Below are 22,505 nucleotides of genomic sequence, written 5' to 3'. Positions count from 1 at the left end.
TATTGTCTATTGTCTATTGTCTATTGCCTATTGTCTATTGTCTATTGTCTATTGCCTATTGCCTATTGCCTGTAAAAATAAAAACTTAAGTTGTTGAATGAACTTGGGTTTGAGGAAATAGGAATATTAATTGACCAAATTTGCGGAAGGCGATTTCTGAAAAGGTATTCTAATATTTACCAATGTGCCTAAGGGTTCACCCTGTGCATTTTGTTTATCAATTATTTCCATCATAATTTGATGTTTGGCTCCTTGATTCAAAATGTCCAATCGCTTCTGATTAGCTGATATAGCAAAACCGTTATGACTATTTCTTTCTTTTAATCGTTTGAGCTGCTCAGAACGTTTTCGACCTATACCATTGTCATCAATAATGACCATCAAACAATCTTTTTCTTTGATAAATTTTATCCATAATTTACGTTCTGATTTTTTATGTAATAATCCATGTTTAATGGCATTTTCTACATAGGGCTGAATAAGCATAGAAGGAATATACACAAAGTCAGTTTGGAGTGCTGGGTCAACATCAAATGTATAGGTTAGTAAGTCTTCAAAACGAATTTTTTCGAGTTCAAGATAAAGTGTCAAAGCTTTGATTTCTTCACTTAAAGGTACACTATCTTTATTACTCATCTCCAAAATACGTCGTGTTAATTCACTGAATTTTCCTAAATAAAAAGAAGCATTTTCTTTGTCATTGGTATAAATATAAGCCTGAATAGTATTGAGAGCATTAAACAAAAAGTGTGGATTCATTTGACTTTTAATACTTGCCAGTATGCTTTGTTTTACTTCTTGTTCAAGTTTTAGCTTATCGGCAATTAACTGATTTTTTTGATTGATGTCATTGATGCGCCAACTCATATACCAATAAATCCCCCAAGCAATGACAATAACTCCTAAAAGTAAAAACCACCACTGCAAATAGAAGGGAGGCTTGATTACAAAATGAATTTCTAAGGGTTTGGGCACAACAACTCCGTCCTCATTAGTTACTTTTAGAGTTAGGTGGTAGTTACCCGGTGATAGAGATGGAAAGCTCAAAACTCTTGATTGAGAGGGTAAGTTTAGCCATGCACCATCGTTGATTTTGTAGCTAATACGAAGCTCGTCTTCACTTTTGAAACTTAGAATAGAAAAGAAAATCTCGATACTATTTTGGTCTGCTTTTAAGTTTAGTCCTGAGGAATAATCTTGTTGATGGTCGTTGACCGTAAATCCTGTCAATGAAATTAATGGAGAGGTTGGGTTAAATACATCTCGATTTTTATCAAAAACTACCAAGCCTTCTGTCGTGGCCAAGAATACATTTTGTGAACCAATGGCTAGGTCTTTGATTTCAGCCTTGGGTAATCCGTCAGTGCTACTATAGCTAACAATTTTGTGGGTATTCAAGTCAAAAGACTGTAACATGCCTTCTTCAAGTAGCCATATCTTCTGATGGTCGATTTGGAAGCGATAAATGGTGTTGCTAGCAAGCCCGTTTTCTTTACCAATATGCCTGACTACCTGAAGGCCTTTGAGTATATAAAGTCCCTCGCTGAAGGTAGATACATAGGTATAATCGCCTTGTGAGATAATTTGTGAGCCATATATGGGATTGCCCTTATACGAAATAAATCCAGTACCCTTAGGCGAAATATAGACTAATCCTGTGACCGTAGAAATGTAAAGTGTACTGTCTTTCTGTCCAAACTCTATCCAACGAGTACGACACTTTAAAAACGAATGACTAAGGTTAAATATGGAGTCGACACTTACAGACTGAGGTGTTTGATCTTCAAGTAACCACTGAGGGATAGGGATTGGTTTGCGTGATTTGGTGAATAATGATACGCCTCCCGAATAGGCAACTGCATATAAATTAGGTTTAATTTTTACAGTACTTTTGGCAGCCAAATCAAGCGTTTGTACAAGTTGACGTTGAGCATTGAGCTGTACCATTCGATTGCTACAGAAAAGCATATCATGGTTTTCTGTATCTTCATATATCGAGATAATTTCGTGGTTTGATGACTTTTTGAAAAAGTAAGGACGAAAACCTTGTTTTGGGGTAAACGAAAGAATATTTTGTTTTTCTGTTCCTACAAATACTCCCTTTCCTTGTTGAAAAGGTGCTAGTGCTGTAAGACCTACATTTTGATGATTATATAAGCGTACATGGATATTAGGAACAAAAAAAAGTCCTTTCGAAATGGTAGCAAACCAATAATTATCTTCTCGGTCTACTAATATTTTACTAATACTTGTTCCTTCAAAAAAACAAAAACCGTTGTATTTAGGCTTAAAATCTAGGTCAAAGCAATAGGCGCCACTCGAAGTCGCAATCCAAATTTCATCCTTGATTTTGACAACATCTTGAATAAATAAATCAGATTTAAGTACAGCAATTGGAGAGCCCCCATGCAGAAGTCGACGAACATACGGGAAATTATTTTTGGTAATTCCATAGAGTTCGTTTTGGGTAGGAATCAAAAAGAAAGAATTATATGTAGGTAATTTTTGAAACTGACCTCGGTATCCATCGGTACGATAGATCCCATTGGCGCATAAGGCTAATAGTTTATGGTCTTTGATATTGATACCCCAACTGAATGTGTCTGGGATAGGGATTTTTTGAACTTTATGAGTGCTAAGATTTAGGCTACGAAGCGTATCTGTAAAACAGCTTATTAAAAATTTGTTATTGAGAATAGTAGCTGGAACAAACCCTCCTTTCCATGAGAGAGAGCTTTCTTGTACTAACTTGTTATGTGAGGTATAGTAAAAATTCCCTGCAAAATCCTGACAATAGATTCGGTTTTGATATTCCATCAGGTTAAAAAGTGAACGCCCCTGCTTGGCAATACTTTCGTAATGAACAAAACTTTTACCATCGTATCGACTAAGACCTTTATCGTGTGCCACCCATAAAAAACCATTTTTATCTTGAAGGATACTATAAACTGTATTGCTCGGCAAGCCATTGAGATTATTGATTACTCGATAAACTGCATTTTGAGCTACCACAAATAAACTCATAATACTGAGCAGTAGAACCAAAAGATATGTGATAAAGTGGCGCATATAACCAGAAAAGCTGTTGTTAACAGCATAAAAAAAGCGGAGTAACTGTCTGATACTTCCTCTAAGATATAAAAACAAAAAAAGGTCTCCAACGAAACCTTTTTTTTGAAATAACCTAACACTACTATATCGCTAGACACAAGAGTTTGGATTTTTCAAGTGCCCAGCTACTTTAATAAGTTCGGAACTGAAGTTTCTAGCTAATTTTTAGAAACCAGAGATACGAGATACTGAAACAAAAGTATAGTTGCTTTTGAGGAAAATAGGATATGATTTTGTGAATACCTATTTTAAATATACCAAAGACTATTTTGGGTAAAAGAATAGAGCCTAATTGTAATCGAAAAAAGAGTATTTTTGCTCCTAATAAAATTGACTCCAATGCCTTTAAACTATCCTCTTCATATCGACCCATTTGCCATAATCATTTTACTTGGTGTGGTACAAGGTTATTTTCTTGCTGTATTTTTCTTGTTTACTCCCAAGGGTAACAAAGTTGCACATCGTTATTTGGGATTTTTTCTATTGGCTTTATCTACTTGTACGGTCGAAGTGTTGTTATCATATACCAATTACATGTTCAAAATACTGGCATGGGTAGATTTTGCTGAGCCTCTCAATTTTGTACTAGCTCCGTTAACCTATCTATATTTACGAACCTTTATTTCGGAACGCTTTTCTTGGAAACAGTTGTGGCATTTTGGTCCATTTGTGTTTTATCTGATTTGTATGTGCATTTATATTTATCCTTTGCCTGACACGTTCAAATACAATTCATATTTGGATGCTTATCATCCTGAATTACCTTTTATTAAAAATGAAATATTGTCATGGGGATGGTTCTGTAAAATTCGGGATTATGTCAATGATTTGATGTTTGCCCAAATGGTCGTTTATGTGATAGTAGGTTTTATAGAATTGAAAAAGCATTTTAACAAATTAGATATTACGTTTTTCTCAAAAGAAAATACCTCCCTAAGCTGGTGTCGTACCCAATGGCTGAGCTTTGCATCGATTGTACTATTATTTCTAATTATTAAAAGAACCTTTCCGAGCGATTTGGGCGATCATATTCTTTCTGCACATATTACCTTCATCATCTATGTAATCAGTTTTTCGGTGATTCGGCAATCTGATTTTTTCAAGCTAGGAGAGGAGGCAAAACCAATCAAAAAATACGAAAACTCAACCTTGACCGAAGAGATTCAAGACCAGACATTAGAACGATTGAAGTGGCTTATGCAATCAGAAAAACCTTATCTGAAAGAAGATTTTTCGTTACCTTCTTTGGCCAAAAAACTAGGAGTTTCGTCTCACCATCTTTCTCAAATTTTAAATGAAAGTTTAGGGCAAAGCTTTTTTGATTATGCCGCTCAGTGGCGTATTGCCGAAGCACAAAGGCTTCTTACTTCATCAGAAAGTAATTTTATCAAAATAGAGGAAATAGCCGAAATGGTGGGGTATAATTCTAAATCTGCATTTAATACAGCCTTCAAAAAAATTGTTGGACAAACTCCATCTCAATACCGAAAAGAAGAAAAAGGATAGTCTTGCGTTCGTTTTTATAAAATCGAACATCTTTCCTATCAGAACAATCGCTATGGCGCTTGGTACAATGCTAGTTTTGACCATCAAATCAAAAAAAGCTTTGTATGAAAACTCTTGACAAACAACAACCTCTAAGTACTTCTTCTCTCCAAACTCGCCAGTATTATATCGACTGGATTCGTGTTTTAGCCTTTGGTATTTTAATCTTATTTCACACAGGAATGTTTTTTGTACACTGGGGATGGCATGTCAAAAACAACGAATTGACTGAAGTCCTCGAAATCCCGATGGAGTGGCTACATCTTTGGCGATTGCCCCTATTGTTTTTTATCTCGGGCGTAGGCGTAAGCTTTGCCATGAAGTCAAAAACATCTGGAGCTTTTATCGCTGAACGCTCCAAGCGATTACTCATACCATTACTCTTTGGTGTTTTGGTGATAGTGCCACCGCAGGTGTATTTTGAGAGACTCCAACGTCACCAATTTGAAGGCTCTTATTGGGCTTTTTATCCTAAAATTTTCGAATTTCAAGCCTATCCCGATGGCAATTCCTCATGGCATCATTTATGGTTTATTGCCTATTTGTGGGTGTTTTCCGTATTAGCAACACCTCTATTTGTGTTGTTAAAAAATAGAAGAAGTGAAGGATTTTGGCAGTTTTTTCAAAAACTAGCGAACAAACCTTTGGGACTGTTACTGTGGGCGGTGGTATTGGCTTCGGCGTATTGGTTTTTGCATGCTGATTGGCCAGTTTTCCAAAACTTAGTAGCAGATTGGTATAATTTCACAACATCGATAATGCTATTTGTCTTGGGATATTTAATAGGCAAAACACCTATTGCATGGGATACCATGGAAGAGAACAGAAGAAGTTATGCTGTGCTTGGCTTATTTATCGTAGCCTTCCGATTTTCGTATGATACGCTTTTTGGGAGTATTCCCGAAGATACTATTTGGATGACTATTGTGAATGGATTACTGACTATGGTGAGCCTTTGGAGCACAATTCTAGCCATAGGAGGTTATGCAAAGCATTATCTTAACTTTACCAATCAGGCGCTCCAATACAGTAATCAAGCGGTATATCCGTTTTACATTTTACATCAAACTATTACTGTGGCACTGGGCTTTTATTTGGCTGATGTTTCTCTAAATCTTTGGATAAAATATATCCTCATGGCAGGTGGAACCTTTGGCATATCTTGGCTTATTTATCACTATTTGATACGTCCCTTCCGCTTAACAAGTTTTTTGTTTGGGGTAAAAAAGTAGGGGAGAGTATAAAGGAATAGGCAGTTACGCCCTTTGGATTTGAACTTTCAGCTATCCGATTTTTCCCAAAGTCGGAAGCTGAAAGCTTATGAATAACCACTTAAATACTTATACGACCGTTTATCCACAAAGCATGAAAGGCTTGTACACAGCGATTTGGAGATAGAAGTGGCTTATGCCAAAAATTCTGTATTTTCGTAGAAACTTTATTTCACCAACAAATCCTATATGAAAAAGCTAAGCCTTTTTGCGCTTCTCATAGGACAATGTGCAACGCTATTTGCACAAAATCCATATAACGGAAACAGCCGTTTTGAGCAGCTTGGCAATACCCTGCCAACTCCTAATACCTACCGTACAGCTTCGGGTGCTCCGGGCAAAGATTACTGGCAAAACCGTGCCGATTATGACATCAAAGCCGAATTGGATGACCAAAAGCAACGTATTACTGGTAGTGAAGTAATTACTTACAAAAACTTTTCTCCAGACGACCTTCGTTACTTGTGGTTGCAACTAGACCAAAACAACTTCAAAAAAGGTGGTATTGCACAAACTACCCAAACTTCTTCTTTGAACGATAAGGGCACTAGCTTTGCACGCTTGAGTGCAAGTGCTGGGGTGTTGAACAACAAAGAATACGGCTACAATATCAGTGCTGTAAAAGACATTAAAGGTGCGCCATTGAAGTTTACCATCAACGAAACTATGATGCGTGTTGATTTACCAACACCTTTGAAGCCAGGTCAAACGATTAGCTTCCAAGTAGAGTGGGATTTCAATATTACAGATGCTGTAGCTACTCGTGCTCGTAGTGGTTATGAATACTTCGCCAAAGATGGCAACTATATTTATGAAATTGCACAGTGGTTTCCTCGTATGTGTGTGTATGACGACGTAAATGGTTGGCAACACAAACAATTCTTGGGTCAGGGAGAGTTTACCGTTCCATTTGGTGATTACAAAGTAGCATTGACAATGCCAAACGACTTTGTGGTTATGGGTACTGGTGAATTACAAAATGCTGCTCAAGTATTATCAGCAGAGCAACAAAAACGTTTGGAAAAAGCAAAAGGAGCTACTCGCCCTGTGCTTATCGTAACACAATCAGAAGCAGAAGCAGCTGAGAAAAGCAAGCCATCAGGCAAAAAGACTTGGGTTTTCAAAGCTGATAACGTGCGTGATTTTGCTTTTGCAGGTTCTCGTAAATTTGTATGGGATGCTATGCAAGTAGATGTTGAAGGCAAAAAAGTATGGGCTATGTCTGCGTATCCAAAAGAAGCTAATCCACTTTGGGGGCAATATTCTACCATGTTGGTGGCACATACGCTACGTTCTTATTCAAAAAGAACAATCTCTTACCCATATCCAACAGCTCAGTCAATTCATGGTCCAGTAGGTGGTATGGAATACCCAATGATTTGTTTCAACGGTGCTCGTCCAGAGGCAGATGGAACATATTCAGAAGGTACAAAAAACTTCTTGATTGGTGTAGTAATCCATGAAGTAGGTCATAACTTCTTCCCAATGATTGTAAACTCTGATGAACGTCAGTGGTCATGGATGGACGAAGGTTTAAATACTTTCTGTGAGCAATTAGCTGAAAAAGAATGGGATAGAGACTTTGATACTTCAAGTGGCGAACCACAAGGTATCGTTACTTATATGCGTACTGACAAAACACAGCAAGTACCTATTATGAGTAGCTCTGATAACATTATGGGATTCGGTCCAAATGCTTACACTAAGCCAGCGGCTGGATTGACTATCTTGCGTGAAACTATCATGGGTCGCGAATTATTCGACGCTGCTTTCAAAGAATATTCACGTCGTTGGGCATTTAAGCACCCTACTCCACAAGATTTCTTCCGTACAATGGAGGATGCTTCTGGTGTTGATTTGGACTTTTTCTGGCGTGGTTGGTTCTACGGTGTAGAGCCTTCAGACCAATCTTTAGAAACGGTTGAATGGTTTGGTATCGACAACCAATCTCCTGAGCAGAAAAATGCTAAAGCTAAAGCAGATGCAGAAGCAAAACGTCAGACGATGAGCAATATCCGTAACAAAAAAGATATTACTCAAACAGTGATAGAGGCAAATCCAGATATGCGTGATTTCTACAATAGTTATGATCGTTACGCTACATCAGAAGCAGACAAAAAACGTTTTGAGCAAGCAACAGCGGGTCTTTCAGATGAAGAAAAACAGTTGACAAATAGCAATAAAAACTTCTATGTAATCAATGTGAAAAACGTTGGAGGTTTGCCAATGCCTATTATCATCAAAATGGTTTATGAAGATGGTACTGATGAGGTAGTTCGTATTCCTGCGGAAGTATGGCGTTTGAATGACAAAGAAGTGAAAAAGGTAATCCCTACTGATAAAAAAGTAGCGAAATGGGTACTTGACCCATTCTATGAGATTGCAGATATTGATACAAGCAATAACGCTTTCCCTCGTGAACCTGAGCAGCCTACTCGTTTCCAAGTGTTCAAAGGACAACGTCAGTCTATGCCAAACCCAATGCAACAACAAAAACAAGCAGCAGGCGCAGTACAAGGAGCGAAAAAATAGTAATGGGCTATCGGCTTATGGCAGTCGGCTTTCGGTAGAGAACAAAATACTTCCGAAAGCTGATGGCTGAATGCCAATGGCTAATAAAAAAGGTGGTCTTACCGAATTTCTGGGTAAGACCACCTTTTTTGTTGTGAGAGCCTATAAAAAAAGTTGCTCAGGCAGAAACCACCTGAGCAAGCCTAGTAAATAGTTCTACACCTATTGAGTACAAAGTTACAAGGTTTTTGTTTAATACGCAACACACAAAGCTAAAATAATTACAACTTTGTTACGAATAAAGATTTTTATATTGTCAAAGAAGAATAACGTAATTAAACTCAAAAAAATATTCATATTAGGAATCAATAGAGATAAATCTTAGAAGGCTCCCTTCTAAGATTTATTTAGTTTTTATGTAAAAAACATTTTAAAAACTCTACTAATTACTGACGTATGCAAATAACTAAAGCAAATGAATCACATCTTGAGTTGTTGATTCCAGCGTTTGAGGCTTATCGAAGCCATTTTGGACAAACAAATGATAATCCAAGAACAAGGCGATTTTTGTCAGAAAGACTTACTCAAAATAGCTCAACTATTTTTATTGCTCTAGCAGATTCAGGTGTATTGGCTGGATTTACTCAATTGTATCCTATATTCTCGACACTAAAGCTCGAATCAGTTTGGCTATTAAATGATATGTTTGTGATGCCTGATTTTAGAAAAGGTGGTGTAGCATCATTGTTGGTAGATGCGGCATGGAACTATACCAAACATACAAGAGCAGCTTGGTTAACACTGAAAACAGGTATTGAAAATACCAAAGCACAGGCACTATATGAAAAATTAGGCTTCAGAAAGGAGGACGAGCATTTCTATAATTTCTTAGATAATCACTCAGTGAAGGATGCCTAGGTGTTATCTTTGTGCCCAATAAACCTTAAAACAGGCTGAAGAGTTTGTAAGGACGTGCATCAAATTGAAAGTTTTTTGGCAGAGTCTCTTCAAAAAAGAAAAGATTTAGCTTTATATAGAGTTTTAAAAACCGCCGAGAATATGGTGGATTTTTGTTCGAATGATTATTTAGGTTTTGCCAAAAATGGTGTATTAACTCAAGGAATAAAACAAGAATTAACTTTTCTTGAACACTCAGGTATGCAATGGGTTGGTGCAACAGGTTCACGCTTGTTGGCGGGAAACTATGCCTATACCGAAAATCTAGAACATTGTATAGCAGATTTTCATAATGCAGAGGCTGGACTCATCTTTAATTCTGGTTATGATGCAAATGTAGGATTACTGGCAAGTATCCCACAAAAAGGAGATTTCTTAATAACTGACGAATATATCCACGCCAGTATGATAGATGGCGCTCGTTTGAGCTATGCTACTCGCCTTAAATTTGCTCATAACGACATAATTGATCTTCGTAAAAAGCTCGAACATTGCAGAAATCAAGCAACAGGACGCATTTTTGTAGCCGTTGAGTCTGTTTACTCTATGGATGGCGACGAAGCACCCTTAATAGAACTCGCAAATATCTGTGAGGAGTATGGTGCTGGTTTTATCGTAGATGAGGCACATGCTACAGGTGTTTTTGGCGAAAGAGGCGAAGGGCTTGTATCGTACTATGGTCTTGAAAATCGTGTTTTCGCCAGAGTAATTACTTTTGGCAAAGCTCTTGGCTGTCATGGTGCAATTGTATTAGGAAGTGCTTCATTGAGAGCTTTTCTAATCAATTTTGCTCGTTCATTTATTTACACTACGGCAGCGCCTTTACATAGCCATGCAGGAGTAAAAAGTGCTTATGATTATTTGCAATCAAGTAATTTTAGTAATATTTATCTTCACAAATTAATCAAATATTTTCGAGAACAAGTTACGGCATCGTGTAGTTTTCCCATTATCGAGAGTCGCTCTGCTATTCAATGCGTGGTGATTTCTGGGAACGAAGCTTGTCGCCAAGTGGCACAACACTTGCAAAATGCGAATCTTGATGTAAGAGCTATTCTTTCGCCAACTGTCCCCAAAGGGAAAGAACGCCTAAGAATCTGTTTGCATCAATATAACACATTCGAACAAATTGATGAATTAGTGAAACAAATGCCCACGCACCTTTAATATCTTAAGTCTCATGATGAAAAAGCAATTTATTGTCGCTGGTATTGGTACCGAAATTGGTAAAACTTTTATTTCTAGTGTTTTAGTAGAAGCACTTCAAGCAGATTATTGGAAACCGATACAGTCGGGAGGTCTCGATTTTTCGGATACAGATACGGTAAAAAGTCTTGTGTCTGCTCCAAATAATACGTTTTTCCCTGAGGCTTATCGCCTAAATGAACCTCTGTCACCACATGCCGCTGCGGCTTTGGATGGAGTTACGATTGAGCTAGCAAAAATACAGTTGCCAGTTACCGAACGCAATTTGATTGTAGAACTAGCAGGAGGCTTGATGGTTCCACTGAACGATAATGACTTGGTGATAGATATGGTTCAGCAATTGAACCTTCCTGTAATATTAGTGTCCAAAAACTACTTGGGAAGTATCAACCATACTTTACTGTCGATTGAGGCGCTCAAAACTCGAAATATTCCAGTTGAAGGAATCATCTTCAATGGTATTTCGAATGCATCGACTGAGAATTTTATTTTGAATTATACAAAACTTAAATGTTTGGGACGTATCCCGACTCAAGCAGAAATTGATAAACCTGCTGTTCGTAAACTAGCCGATTTGTTGGTTGGTAATTGGCAGTAAGGTAAGCCTGTAGCTTTTATGGAAAAAGATTATTCGATAGATGAGCACTTGGAATTTCCTATTGAAAATATAGAAAAACCAGTGATAACCAATTTGAGCGAAAGAGATGCCAAAGTCGTTTGGCATCCTTTTACTCAGCATCATTCAGCACCATTTTCGATTCCGATTGTTCGTGCAGAAGGGGTGTATCTGTTTGATGAAAATGGAAAACGATATATTGATGCTATTTCGTCGTGGTGGGTTAATTTGCATGGACATTCTCATCCGTATATTGCACAAAAAGTTGCGGAACAGTTTTTAAAACTAGAGCAGGTTATTTTTGCAGGTTTTACGCATGAACCAGCCGTGAGTTTAGCCGAAAGGTTGTTGGGTATTTTACCTAGTCATCAGGCGAAAGTATTTTATTCTGATAATGGTTCAACTTCGGTAGAAGTTGCACTGAAAATGGCTATTCAATATTTCCATAATCGAGGATTTGAAAAGCGAAACAAAATTATTGCGCTGAGTAATGGTTATCATGGCGATACCTTTGGAACAATGGCTGTAGGTGCCAAAAGTGCTTTTAATACGCCATTTGAACCTTTCTTATATGAAACTTGCTATTTGCCAGTACCTGTAGCAGGACAAGAGCATGAGGCTATTGCTCAGATGAAAAAATACCTCGAAAATGCCGATGAAATAGCCGCATTTATCTTTGAGCCATTAATTCAGGGTGCAGGGGGAATGGTGATGTATGAACCAGAGGTACTGGAAGAACTCGTTGCTTTGGCTAAAGACAAAGGGGTTATTACTATTGTAGACGAAATAATGACGGGTTTTGGACGAACAGGAAAAATGTTTGCAACGGATTATATCCAAACCAAACCTGATATTTACTGTATGTCAAAAGGCTTGACAGGTGGTGCTATGGCCTTGGGAGTAACTACTTGTACTCAAGATATATTTGAAGCGTTTTTGTCTGAAGACCGTCGCAAAACGCTATTCCATAGTCATAGTTTTACGGCTAATCCACTAGCTTGTACAGCGGCGTTGGCTAGTTTGGACTTATTACTCTTGCCTGAAACACAAGCACAGATAGAAGCTTTACATCAAAGTCATGTAAAATTTGCCCAAAAACTTAAAACTGAAAAGGCAAATGCCGTGGATTCGGTACGTGTACGAGGAACGATTTTGGCCATTGAAATACATACAGGAGAGGGCACTTCGTACTTTAGTAATATTCGAGATATGGCGTATAATTTCTTTTTGGAAAGAGGTATTTTGATGCGCCCTCTTGGTAATATCATTTATTTATTAACACCATATTGTATCCAACAAAATGATTTGGATTATATATATGAGTGTATTGAAGAGTTTTTGGAGCTTTAACAAATAAACAAACATGAGTCATCCCTAAGTGATTATTTTTAATCTAGATTTTACTAGTAGAGACGCAATGCTTTGCGTCTAAAGAGGAGCCATGTTGAAAAAAAGTATGCAAAAAGGCGGTCGAAAAACTCATTTCTACCGCCTTTTTGCATAAATATTACAATGGTTCACCTTGTGAATCCCAATAGGCACAAACAAGGGGTCTCAATTTTAAATTATTCCAAAATTCGAGATGATTCTGTTTGTTTATCAGGCATACAAAGTCTATAACTGATAGGTCAATACAGGAATATCTGAACGAATAATTACTTGTTTTGACTTACTAGGGTCAATCAATTGGGTTAGGAAATTACGATGATGAGCTGCCAAAACAATTAAATTTACACCTCTTTCAGCAGCAGTAGTAAGGATACCTTCGGTAACACTACCAGAAATAGTAGTATCAATACTAAAAGATTCTTTAACAAAGGCTGACTTAATTTGTTCCTCAAATTGCTTGTCTGATTGAATATCTGGCTCAAAAGGCGCATTTACCTTGGTTAGAGCTACGTTTGCACCTAATTGGTGAGATAATTCAAATACTTTAGCTAAGATATGGTTTTCATCAAATTCGAGTTGGGTAGCATATAGTATCTTGTCAATGGCTACATTTTCTACTTGATTAGGAACTGTCAAAACTGGTACGTGAGCTTTGGCTGTAATGTGTGCAGCATTGCTACCAATAAGTTTGCTCAGAAAACCTCCAGAGCCTGTTCTCCCCATTACTATTAGGTCAATGTTATACTTTTCTACAGTATCAAAAACACCCGAAATAACGTCGTTCATTTCTAATACTACATGGCATTTTATATCAGCATCCTCAACTTTTGATGCTAAGGGAACCAGCTTGCTATAAAGCGAATCACGTTGGTCGTCTAAGGCTTTTTGCATAGTGACGGCATCGGCGTATATGCCAGGTTCGATATAACGAGGAAGGTAAGTATGTACCAAATAAATAGCTGATTGAGTGGCTTTTGCTATCAAAATGGCATATTGCAATGCTTTATTAGAGTTGTCCGAAAAATCGGTAGCAATAAGTATATTGTTCATGGCTTGTATGAGATTTGATTTATTACAAAAGTAGAGTCAAAATACTATCTGTAAGCACCTGTTAGTCAATTTTAAATATGACTTTTGTTAGCTATTTTAGCTGGGTTTGTGAAGTGTTATTACTTAATTATTAAGACATTATTTTATGATTAAATCTGCTGCTTTTTCGGCTACAGCAATAACTGGGGCATTCGTATTTCCTGCTATAACTTCAGGTATAATAGAAGCATCAACAACCCTCAAACCTGTTACTCCATATACTTCTAACGAAGCAGGGTTGACTACAGCTTGTGAGTCAACACCCATTTTGCAAGTGCCACATGGGTGATACACTGTTTCACAACTAGCACGAATGTAGGTTTCCCAGTCTATATCACTTTCATACTTATCAGGCAGAAATAAGGTCTCCTGCTGACGAAAAGGAGCAAAGGCATCTGACAATAAAATATCCTTTGCTTTATAAACAGCTCTTAAGAGTGTTGCTAAATCTTCTCCATTTGAGTCTGATAAATAACAAGGGTCAATGAGTGGACTAGAATTGGGGTTATTGTCATACAAACCAACATAACCTCTACTTTTGGGTTTTAGTAAGGTTGGCAAAACGGTAAATCCTTCTTCTTTGGGTAACGTTTTTACTTGATGCAAATTAGGAGCAAGCACGGGGGCAAAATGAAATTGTATATCTGGTCTGTCAAGACCTTCTTGCGTATGAGCAAAAGCACAGGCTTCGAGTGGGCTTGAACTTAATGGCCCTTTTTTCTGGAAAATATACTGAAAAAGATTAGATAGCACCCACGGAAATCGCTCGGCATTGTTGTAGGTGATACGTTGATTGCATAAAGTGTTGATATTGATAAAAAGGTGATCGGATAAATTTTGCCCAACTCCCGATAAATTCACTTTACAATCTATTTGAAAATCTCTGAGGTAGGAAGCGTCGCCTATGCCCGAAAGTAGTAATAATTGAGGACTTTGAAATGCTCCTGCCGATAGAATGACCTCCTTATTTGCATAAATTTTTTCAGTGGTATTTCCCTTAATAATCTCAATGCCGATAGCTTTATCATTTTCGATAAGTACTCTAGCAACTTGAGTATTAGTCAATACCGAAAGGTTTGAACGTTGAAGAGCAGGTATCAAGAAAGCCGCCGCTGTAGAATGGCGACGGGCATTTTTGATGGTAAATTGAAATTTGCCTGCGCCCTCCTGTTGTACTCCATTAAAGTCTGGATTAGCAGAAATACCTGTTTCAACACAAGCCTCTATAAATGCTTCGGCCAAAGGAGTGACATTGATGTTATGACTCACATTTAGTAAGCCTCCTTTTCCATGATATTTGTTTTGAAACTGTTGATTATTTTCAGATTTGATAAAATACGGAAGCATTTCTTGATAACCCCATCCTTGATTTCCCCATTTTTCCCAGTCGTTGTAATCTTCTTTATTCCCTCTGATATAGGCCATACAATTAACAGAACTAGAGCCACCTAAGGTTTTACCTCTTGGCTGATATAGCTGTCGATGATTGAGATTGGGCTGAGGTGTTGTAACAAAGTTCCAGTTCACATTGGAATGGTGTAATTTGCCATATCCCGCTGGAATATGTATTTCTGGCTTTGAGTCTTTTCCTCCTGCCTCGATTAGCAAAACTTGGTTACTAGAAATATTGGATAAACGATGTGCCAACACACATCCAGCCGAACCCGCACCAATGATAATATAATCTGGTTTCATAGTTGATGATTATTAGGAAAAAAGATGATGTTTTAAGAAGGCTCTCATAACATAGAAAAGGAAGTTTGTTTAATTAAATATAACAAAAACTTCTTTGATTAGTACAGTATATATAAGTGTTTTGTGTTTGGTTTTAAGTTAAATTTGTAGAATCGTACTTCAAAAACAAACCTTTTAATTGCTATTAACGGCTCATGTCAGATTTTCAATTGTATCTCCAGCTAGGTTTTCAACATATCACAGATGTAAATGGTTATGACCATATCTTATTTGTTATTGCACTTTGTGCTGTATATCGCCTTAGCGATTGGAAAAAACTAGCGGTATTAGTGACAGCTTTTACACTTGGTCATTCGGTGACATTGGCGTTGGCTACATTACAAGTAATTACCTATCGTACAGAAGTAGTCGAATTTCTGATTCCGATTACAATATGTCTTACTTGCATCCTAAACTTCTTTCATAAATCAGTAGATAATGTCCGATTTCAGAAAGAAAAAAGTTCATCTCTACGTTACCCAATGGCCATGACTTTTGGCTTAATACACGGAATGGGTTTTTCCAATTATCTACGAAGCTTATTAGGAAAAGAAGAAAGTCTCCTCAATCCTTTATTGGCATTCAATTTAGGTTTGGAACTAGGACAACTGCTTATTGTGATGTTTACTTTGGGCATTAGTTTTTTAATGCTTGATATATTTAAGATTAAAAAGCACGATTGGAATTTGATTCTTTCAGGAATCGTAGCAGGAGTAGCTCTGACATTGATTACTTCAGCAGAATACTTTCAGGAACTGTTGGGGAATAAATAAAATAGACAATAAGTTGTACACTTATCGTCTATCATTGAGTGATGTAGCTTAATTCTACACTATTACAGATGAGTAATTCTATCATCTTTCTCACTCCATTAATTATCATTTTTGAGTACTTGTAAAGCTTTTTTTTTGGCGGCATTTGCCCAAAGAGCGTACATTTTTCCCGAAAAGTGTAAGCCATCTTCAGCAATCATCGATACGTCAGTAGGATAGGCCCTTGAGATAGGTGTTATGTCAACAAAAGACACATGATATTTTTGACATTCTTCTTTAATAATCATATTAAACGCATCGATTTCTTGTGCAATTTGTGTTCTATCTCGATTTGATGCAAAAGGACTTACCCCCCAGTCTGGAATAGAGAGAACCATAACATGTTGAAAATTACCTGAAGTAAAGTTTGCCGCCGTTTTTAATAATTGCTGAAAATCTATTCTAAAATCATCTTTCGAAAGACCTCGGTATTGATTATTAACACCAATGAGTAGTGAAACCAAATCATAATGACTATCAAGTTTGTGAGCTACTATTGCATCTTGTAATTCAAAAGTTGTCCAACCTGTCTGAGCTACGATATCATGTTTTGAGACTTGTATTTCATCCTTGATAAGTTCAATTAATTGTGCTGACCAGCGCTCTGATTCAAGAACGCTTTCGCCGATTGTATAGGAATCACCAAGTGCTAATATTTTTTTGGTAGGAGTTTTTTCCATTGGATTTGTAAGGGTATAAAAGGCAGATGATAATGATAGAATAAATACTATTATAATACAAATTGAGCGTTGAGACAGATTGTATGGCATTAGTGTAAAGATTTTATAATTTTTAGTATCAAATACCTACAAACGAGAGCCTTATGAATTGTAAAAATAGATACCGTTTAATAATTTTTCTAAGAAATTGAAAAAAACTACCTATAGGTATAATATTGTACTTTGGCATGATTTTGGCTTAATTTATAGTAAATAATTCTTGTCTTCAATAAGATAAAATTGCATTTTTATTACAAAACCCGCCTAAGATTAAATTGTTTTAAAAATGGAATTTACCAAAAAAGTATCTCGGCAAAGCACACACGCAATGTGTTTTTGAAGAACAATTTTGAGAGAAATATTTAAGTACCCTTCTGTTTGGCACCCGCTAATGCTTCAGAATTATTATAGATTATCCTAAGTGAACCGTAATATCACTTATTTTTACGCAAAAGCCTAAGTTTTATAGAGTAACGCCATTTCTATAGGAAAAACCGCAAAATTTCCCATAACATTTATTTTCGTTAATTAACCTCAGTAATCTAGGCTTATCATATTCAGACCTTTCCGCTACTGGTCGTTTCACATTTTTGCTTTGTAGATCATTGCTGTTTTCGAAAGCATTTTGTAGGAAATCATGATATCATTTTACACGCCAAAAAAATGATTCATGGTGTATTCATTTAGACACCCCTGCGCATGTTTGTCTCCGCCAAAAAAGACCATACTGTCTTCTCGAAACAGTTGTATGGATTTTAGTTTGTACTAGTCCAGAGATATAATTTTTCCTAGAATCCGCCGAGTTAAATTAATAAAGTTTCCCCATGAAAAACTTTACTGCTTCATTACGTACTTCATCAAAGTGCGGCTTAAGTAAGCTGTGTACGCCTGAGTTGAACACTTTTAGAAGAGCACGCCATTACTTCAAAAACCATGCCAACGGATTTTTGAGGCTTATGTTGTTTGTGCCCTTTATCTTTTTTTTAGGAGGTACCAAAAAATCTCAAGCCCAAGTCAATCCTCTAAGCCCTGTTCAAGGATTTAACATCTTTTCTTATGGTAATGCTACCATTACCAATGGCGATGCCAATGGAGGTTTAGCTACTTTTGGAAACCTTACCCTCAACGGAGCCTATTCGTTGTCGATGAGTACCACTGGTAGTTTCAAAGCCTCTGGTGATGCTAATAATACAGCTTTGATTGTAGAAGGTAATGTAAGTTACTCGGCAGGAAGTGGAGTCAATATTCTTAATGGAGGTTTTGTAAAAATTAAAGATTTTACTACCTCGAAGTATTGGTCTACCAATCCTACACGTATTAGTGCATCAAGTGCTACCTCACAAGATGTCAACCCACGTATCAATCTATCTGTATCGCAAACGCAGGCTTCTATTAATGCCGATGTATTCGACTTTAATACAGCAATTGCTAATATGCGTAGTTATTCAAGCACTTATAAAGGTTGCTCATCTAATACAACTGTATCGACAACAGCAACGTCTTATACATTCAATTTGACAGCTGGGCGTACCAATTTCTTCAAAATGACAGCCAGTCAATTGGCATTGTTCAACGAGATAAAATTTAATATTGTGCCTTCTGCTACCAACCCTGTGGTAATTACGGTGGATATTGGTACAGCGACAACGTTCAACTGGAATATTCCAAATTTCCCAGGTGTGCCAAATGCCGCAGGGCAGTATATCCTTTTCAACTTTGTAAATAGCTCGGCAGGAAGTACTACCATTTATTTGAATGGAGGCAGTACCATTGTAGGTACAGTGTTTGCGCCTAACGCACACGTAAATAAAGCGGGCTCAGGTAATATTGAAGGTCAGGTAGTATGTATGAACTATACACATGCACAAGGGGAAGTGCACTATCAAGTATTTAATACAACTGTCAACTGTAGTAGCTTTAGCTCTGTTACTTGTGACTGTCCAGGTGGTTTGTTGAAAAACCCAGGATTTGAAGTTCAGGAGTTTCGTGCAGGATATAACACTAGTTATAAAACAGCTTATTGGGAATGGAACTCGGCAGGCTCTTTAACGACAGGTTCAGGTTTTGAGGTTTGTGATGCCAATAATGCTTATTTGTATGCCAATAGCTCTTCTGCTATGATGTGGCAGAAAGTAGATAATATTACGGCTGGTACCTCATATACTTTGTCGGCTTATGGTGGTACTCACCAACCTGCTTATGACCACCGTTATCGACTTGCTTTTTATAATAGTTCGGGTACATTATTAGATTACACTGAAGTTCAGGTTGATTGGGATGTGGATGTTGTTCCTGCAGGACAAACAATTTTGAAAGAGTATGTATTGACAAAAACGGCACCTACTGGTACTTCTTATTTGAGAGTAGAAGGTTATGCAAGTGGTGACTGGTTAAAATTAGATAACTTGTGTTTGACAGTAAACAATACTTGTAACAACTTAACAAGTGGAGGTACAATTGGCTCAAATCAAGTTTTGTGTAAAAATGTAAGTAGTACTCCTGCTGCTCTTACAAACGTAACAGCCCCATCAGGTGGTGATACTGGGCAGACGATTCAGTATCAATGGTACAAAGCAACTTCATTAGAAAATGGAGCTTGCCCTACAAACGTAGCAGGCTCGTCCAAATATACAGCTATCTCAGGCGCAACAGCTGCAACTTATACGTCTGGGGCAATAACACAGACAACTTGTTATATCAGAACAGCTCGTCGTACTAACTGTAACGACTATGTGGCTGAATCAAATGCCGTATTAGTTGTTTTGAAAAATAACTGTTCGACTGTGGCTTGTACCAATAACATTGTCACCAACTCAAGTTTTGAGACTGATGATAATGTTACTAATAACGGGAAGAAGTTTCCAGTATATTTTCAATCATCTCCTGCCTCATATATTACACGTACTGCTACCAATACCGATGCTTATAGAGGAGCTTCTCCTGCTGATTGGGCTATTGGTACAGATGTAAATGATTATGCTAACCAAAATGGTGCATATTATATCGATGCAAGTGTAACAGGAAATGCAAACTCTGGCGATCGTTTTATCTACGGACGTTATAATCAGTGCGTTCTTTTTGCACCAAGTGCAAATCAAAAATTTTTCCCAGTAACTCCAGGAAAAAAATATAAAATATGTGCTTATATGGCTGCATTTAACCCATCGGGTGTACAAGGTAATGCAGATGTGTATTTTGAATACAATTTCAGAAATGCTGAGGGGGGCGATAAAGGTATATTATCTACAGGAGATATTTATCAATCAGTCCCTGCTGATGCAGATGGTCAATGGGAAACACTCAACTGGCAACAGTATTGTGTTGAAATTGTGGCTCCTGCAGGCGCAAAATACTTAGAGCTTTACATCACCCCACGAGATAATGAAGGTGATGGAATTGCCATTGATGATATCTGTATGACAGAAGAAACTTGTACTTCTGCACCTGTAGTTAGTAGTGCAAATATTTGTGGAACAGGTACAGCAACCTTAACTGCTACAGGATGTACAGGAGGAACTGTGAAATGGTATAGTGGTTCTACAGATACTACTCCAATAGCTACTGGGACTACTTATACACCAGCTTCGAGAAGCACATCGTTGAATTTATTTGCAACGTGTACGCTCAACAACTGTGAAAGTATGAAAACTCCAGTCAACTTAACTGTGAGTGGAGCAGTTTCGGGTGTGAGTGTGACAGCAGTAGGAGGTAATACTTCTAATTGTGGAACCCCAATTACAATCAATGGTGCAGGTAGTGTCGCTAATCCAAATCTTGTGTACAATGGAGATTTTTCTGCCGGGGATATTGGTTTTGTAACACAATACGGGGAGCAAAATTATGGGTATGGTGTATATGGTGTAGTGACAGATGCCAATACCTATTTTTCTTGGGCTTCGGCCTGTAAGGATAGGACTGTTGCAGGCACAGGAAAAATCTTTGTTACAGATGGAGGTACTGATGCAAGCTTAACTGTTTGGGGGCAAAGAATTGCTGTAAACCCTAATACTACCTATAGACTAAGTACTTATGCCACCTCTATTTCTTCTACTAACCCATCAACTTTAGCATTTTATGTAAATGGGGTAAAAGTTGGAACTTCAACAACCTTGTCGGCAACAACATGTGCGTGGCAACAATTAACTACTACTTGGAATTCAGGAAGTAGTACAACAGCATATTTTGAAATTAGAAATGAGAATACTAATACAGGAGGTAATGATTTTGCGATAGATGATATCTCAATGACAGTTGATGCACCTGTAGTGACATATTCATGGGCAGGGCCAAATAGTTTTAGTGCAACTACTCAGAATATTACTGCAAGTACTACTGGAACATATACTTTAACTGTAACAGGTAATACAGGTTGTTCTAGTAACGCCTCTATTGCTATTACAATAAATTCAACACCTTCATCACCGACGACTACACCAGCGATTCGCTGTGGAGCAGGCTCTGTCACATTAGGGGCAACTTGTTCAGCAGGAGAAACAGCCCAATGGTATTCGTCTCAGTCATCAACCACAGTATTGACAACGGGCGCATCTTATAGCCCAAGTTTAACAGTAAGTACTACTTATTATGTAGGGTGTAAAAATACAACGACAAGTTGCGAAACACCAACAGCTAATAGAACAGCTGTAACTGGTACGATCAATGCTTTGCCTACAGCACCAAGCTCATCAAGTGTACAAGGTGGCGCAGTCTGTGGCAGTGGAGTAGTAAACTTAAGTGCAGTATGTTCATCAGGACAAACGGTGCAATGGTATGCAAGTCAAACATCAACAAGTGTATTGACAACAGGCACAAGTTATGCACCAAGTATCACAGCAACGACTACTTATTATGTAGGTTGTAAGGATAACACAACAACTTGTGAAACAGCAACGAACTCACGTCAAGCAGTAGTAGGAACGGTTAATCCAATCCCAAGTTCACCAAGTGCAGGTAATGTAACAGGTGGCGCAGTATGCGGTAGTGGGGTAGTAAACTTAAGTGCAACATGTTCATCAGGACAAACAGTACAATGGTATGCAAGTCAAACATCAACAAGTGTATTGTCGACAGGAACAAGTTATGCACCAAGTATAGCAGCAACGACAACTTATTATGTAGGTTGTAAAGATAATACTACGACTTGCGAGACCGCAACGAACTCACGTCAAGCAGTAATAGGTACAGTTAATCCAATACCAAGTGCCCCAAGTTCAGGAAATGTAACAAATGGCGCAGTTTGCGGAAGTGGCGTAGTGAATTTGACAGCCACTTGTTCATCAGGTCAAACAGCACAATGGTATTCAAGCCAGAGTTCGACAACAGTGTTGACAACAGGCACAAGTTATGCACCAAGCATCACGGCAACAACAACCTATTTTGTAGGCTGTAAGGACAATACAACGAATTGTGAAACAGCAACAGGAACACGTCAAGCAGTGATAGGAACGGTTAACCCAATTCCAAGTGCACCAAATGCTAATAATGTAGTAGGAGCCTCAAGATGTGAGGCTGGTGTGGTTACCTTGACGGCGACATGCTCAACAGG

13 protein-coding genes are annotated in these 22,505 nt (G+C 37.7%); 9 read left to right on the top strand and 4 right to left on the bottom strand.

Annotation, left to right across the window (positions count from 1 at the left end):
• Positions 1 to 126: 126 nt before the first annotated feature.
• Positions 127 to 3,024, bottom strand: a complete 2,898-nt coding sequence (locus QM491_RS24165) for a sensor histidine kinase (RefSeq protein ID WP_283330124.1) — start codon at positions 3,022 to 3,024, stop codon at positions 127 to 129.
• 426 nt (positions 3,025 to 3,450) lie between these two features.
• On the opposite strand from QM491_RS24165, the gene QM491_RS24160 reads away from it, so the two are divergent.
• The 7 genes from QM491_RS24160 (at position 3,451) to bioA (ending at position 12,567) form a co-directional block, all read left to right on the top strand.
• Positions 3,451 to 4,617: a helix-turn-helix domain-containing protein gene (locus QM491_RS24160; protein ID WP_283330123.1), complete on the top strand. Its 1,167-nt coding sequence runs from the start codon at positions 3,451 to 3,453 to the stop codon at positions 4,615 to 4,617.
• Between the two features lie 104 nt (positions 4,618 to 4,721).
• Positions 4,722 to 5,888, top strand: a complete 1,167-nt coding sequence (locus QM491_RS24155; RefSeq protein ID WP_283330122.1) for an acyltransferase family protein — start codon at positions 4,722 to 4,724, stop codon at positions 5,886 to 5,888.
• A gap of 228 nt (positions 5,889 to 6,116) precedes the next feature.
• On the top strand, positions 6,117 to 8,459 hold the full coding sequence (locus QM491_RS24150) for a M1 family metallopeptidase (RefSeq protein ID WP_283330120.1): 2,343 nt from the start codon (positions 6,117 to 6,119) through the stop codon (positions 8,457 to 8,459).
• A gap of 435 nt (positions 8,460 to 8,894) precedes the next feature.
• A complete protein-coding gene (locus QM491_RS24145) occupies positions 8,895 to 9,356 on the top strand; it encodes a GNAT family N-acetyltransferase (protein WP_283330119.1) in 462 nt (153 codons plus the stop codon).
• A gap of 75 nt (positions 9,357 to 9,431) precedes the next feature.
• Positions 9,432 to 10,562: an aminotransferase class I/II-fold pyridoxal phosphate-dependent enzyme gene (locus QM491_RS24140; protein ID WP_283330118.1), complete on the top strand. Its 1,131-nt coding sequence runs from the start codon at positions 9,432 to 9,434 to the stop codon at positions 10,560 to 10,562.
• 16 nt (positions 10,563 to 10,578) lie between these two features.
• A complete protein-coding gene (bioD, locus tag QM491_RS24135) occupies positions 10,579 to 11,199 on the top strand; it encodes a dethiobiotin synthase (protein ID WP_283330127.1) in 621 nt (206 codons plus the stop codon).
• A gap of 18 nt (positions 11,200 to 11,217) precedes the next feature.
• Positions 11,218 to 12,567 (top strand): adenosylmethionine--8-amino-7-oxononanoate transaminase, encoded by a 1,350-nt coding sequence (gene bioA, locus QM491_RS24130; protein WP_310589604.1) that lies wholly within the window; start codon positions 11,218 to 11,220, stop codon positions 12,565 to 12,567.
• Positions 12,568 to 12,831: 264 nt separating this feature from the next.
• Here the strand turns inward: bioA and QM491_RS24125 are convergent, their stop codons facing one another.
• Entirely contained in the window at positions 12,832 to 13,656 is an 825-nt protein-coding gene (locus tag QM491_RS24125) for a universal stress protein (RefSeq protein WP_283330117.1), read from the bottom strand.
• Positions 13,657 to 13,794: 138 nt separating this feature from the next.
• Entirely contained in the window at positions 13,795 to 15,390 is a 1,596-nt protein-coding gene (locus tag QM491_RS24120; protein ID WP_283330116.1) for a GMC family oxidoreductase, read from the bottom strand.
• A gap of 194 nt (positions 15,391 to 15,584) precedes the next feature.
• Between QM491_RS24120 and QM491_RS24115 the strand changes: the two genes are divergently transcribed.
• Positions 15,585 to 16,202 carry a HupE/UreJ family protein gene (locus QM491_RS24115; protein ID WP_283330115.1) on the top strand — a complete coding sequence of 206 codons (618 nt, stop codon included), beginning with the start codon at positions 15,585 to 15,587 and terminating at the stop codon, positions 16,200 to 16,202.
• A gap of 98 nt (positions 16,203 to 16,300) precedes the next feature.
• On the opposite strand, the gene QM491_RS24110 is transcribed toward QM491_RS24115, so the two are convergent.
• Entirely contained in the window at positions 16,301 to 16,921 is a 621-nt protein-coding gene (locus QM491_RS24110) for an SGNH/GDSL hydrolase family protein (RefSeq protein WP_283330114.1), read from the bottom strand.
• 863 nt (positions 16,922 to 17,784) lie between these two features.
• On the opposite strand from QM491_RS24110, the gene QM491_RS24105 reads away from it, so the two are divergent.
• Positions 17,785 to 22,505: collagen-binding domain-containing protein (locus tag QM491_RS24105; RefSeq protein ID WP_283330113.1), on the top strand; the 4,721-nt coding region annotated here is incomplete at its 3' end.

The sequence above is a fragment of the Flectobacillus longus genome, assembly GCF_030056705.1.
GTDB lineage: Bacteria > Bacteroidota > Bacteroidia > Cytophagales > Spirosomataceae > Flectobacillus > Flectobacillus longus.
Note: the sequence above shows the minus strand (reverse complement) of the source record. Positions and strands in the feature narration are given on the sequence as shown.

What these genes read in the sequence shown, in the direction of transcription:
- QM491_RS24165 (WP_283330124.1), bottom strand. Translation starts at nt 3,024, where the DNA reads ATGAGTTTATTTGTGGTAGCTCAAAATGCAGTTTATCGAGTAATCAAT.
- QM491_RS24160 (WP_283330123.1), top strand. Translation starts at nt 3,451, where the DNA reads ATGCCTTTAAACTATCCTCTTCATATCGACCCATTTGCCATAATCATT.
- QM491_RS24155 (WP_283330122.1), top strand. Translation starts at nt 4,722, where the DNA reads ATGAAAACTCTTGACAAACAACAACCTCTAAGTACTTCTTCTCTCCAA.
- QM491_RS24150 (WP_283330120.1), top strand. Translation starts at nt 6,117, where the DNA reads ATGAAAAAGCTAAGCCTTTTTGCGCTTCTCATAGGACAATGTGCAACG.
- QM491_RS24145 (WP_283330119.1), top strand. Translation starts at nt 8,895, where the DNA reads ATGCAAATAACTAAAGCAAATGAATCACATCTTGAGTTGTTGATTCCA.
- bioD (WP_283330127.1), top strand. Translation starts at nt 10,579, where the DNA reads ATGAAAAAGCAATTTATTGTCGCTGGTATTGGTACCGAAATTGGTAAA.
- bioA (WP_310589604.1), top strand. Translation starts at nt 11,218, where the DNA reads ATGGAAAAAGATTATTCGATAGATGAGCACTTGGAATTTCCTATTGAA.
- QM491_RS24125 (WP_283330117.1), bottom strand. Translation starts at nt 13,656, where the DNA reads ATGAACAATATACTTATTGCTACCGATTTTTCGGACAACTCTAATAAA.
- QM491_RS24120 (WP_283330116.1), bottom strand. Translation starts at nt 15,390, where the DNA reads ATGAAACCAGATTATATTATCATTGGTGCGGGTTCGGCTGGATGTGTG.
- QM491_RS24115 (WP_283330115.1), top strand. Translation starts at nt 15,585, where the DNA reads ATGTCAGATTTTCAATTGTATCTCCAGCTAGGTTTTCAACATATCACA.
- QM491_RS24110 (WP_283330114.1), bottom strand. Translation starts at nt 16,921, where the DNA reads ATGGAAAAAACTCCTACCAAAAAAATATTAGCACTTGGTGATTCCTAT.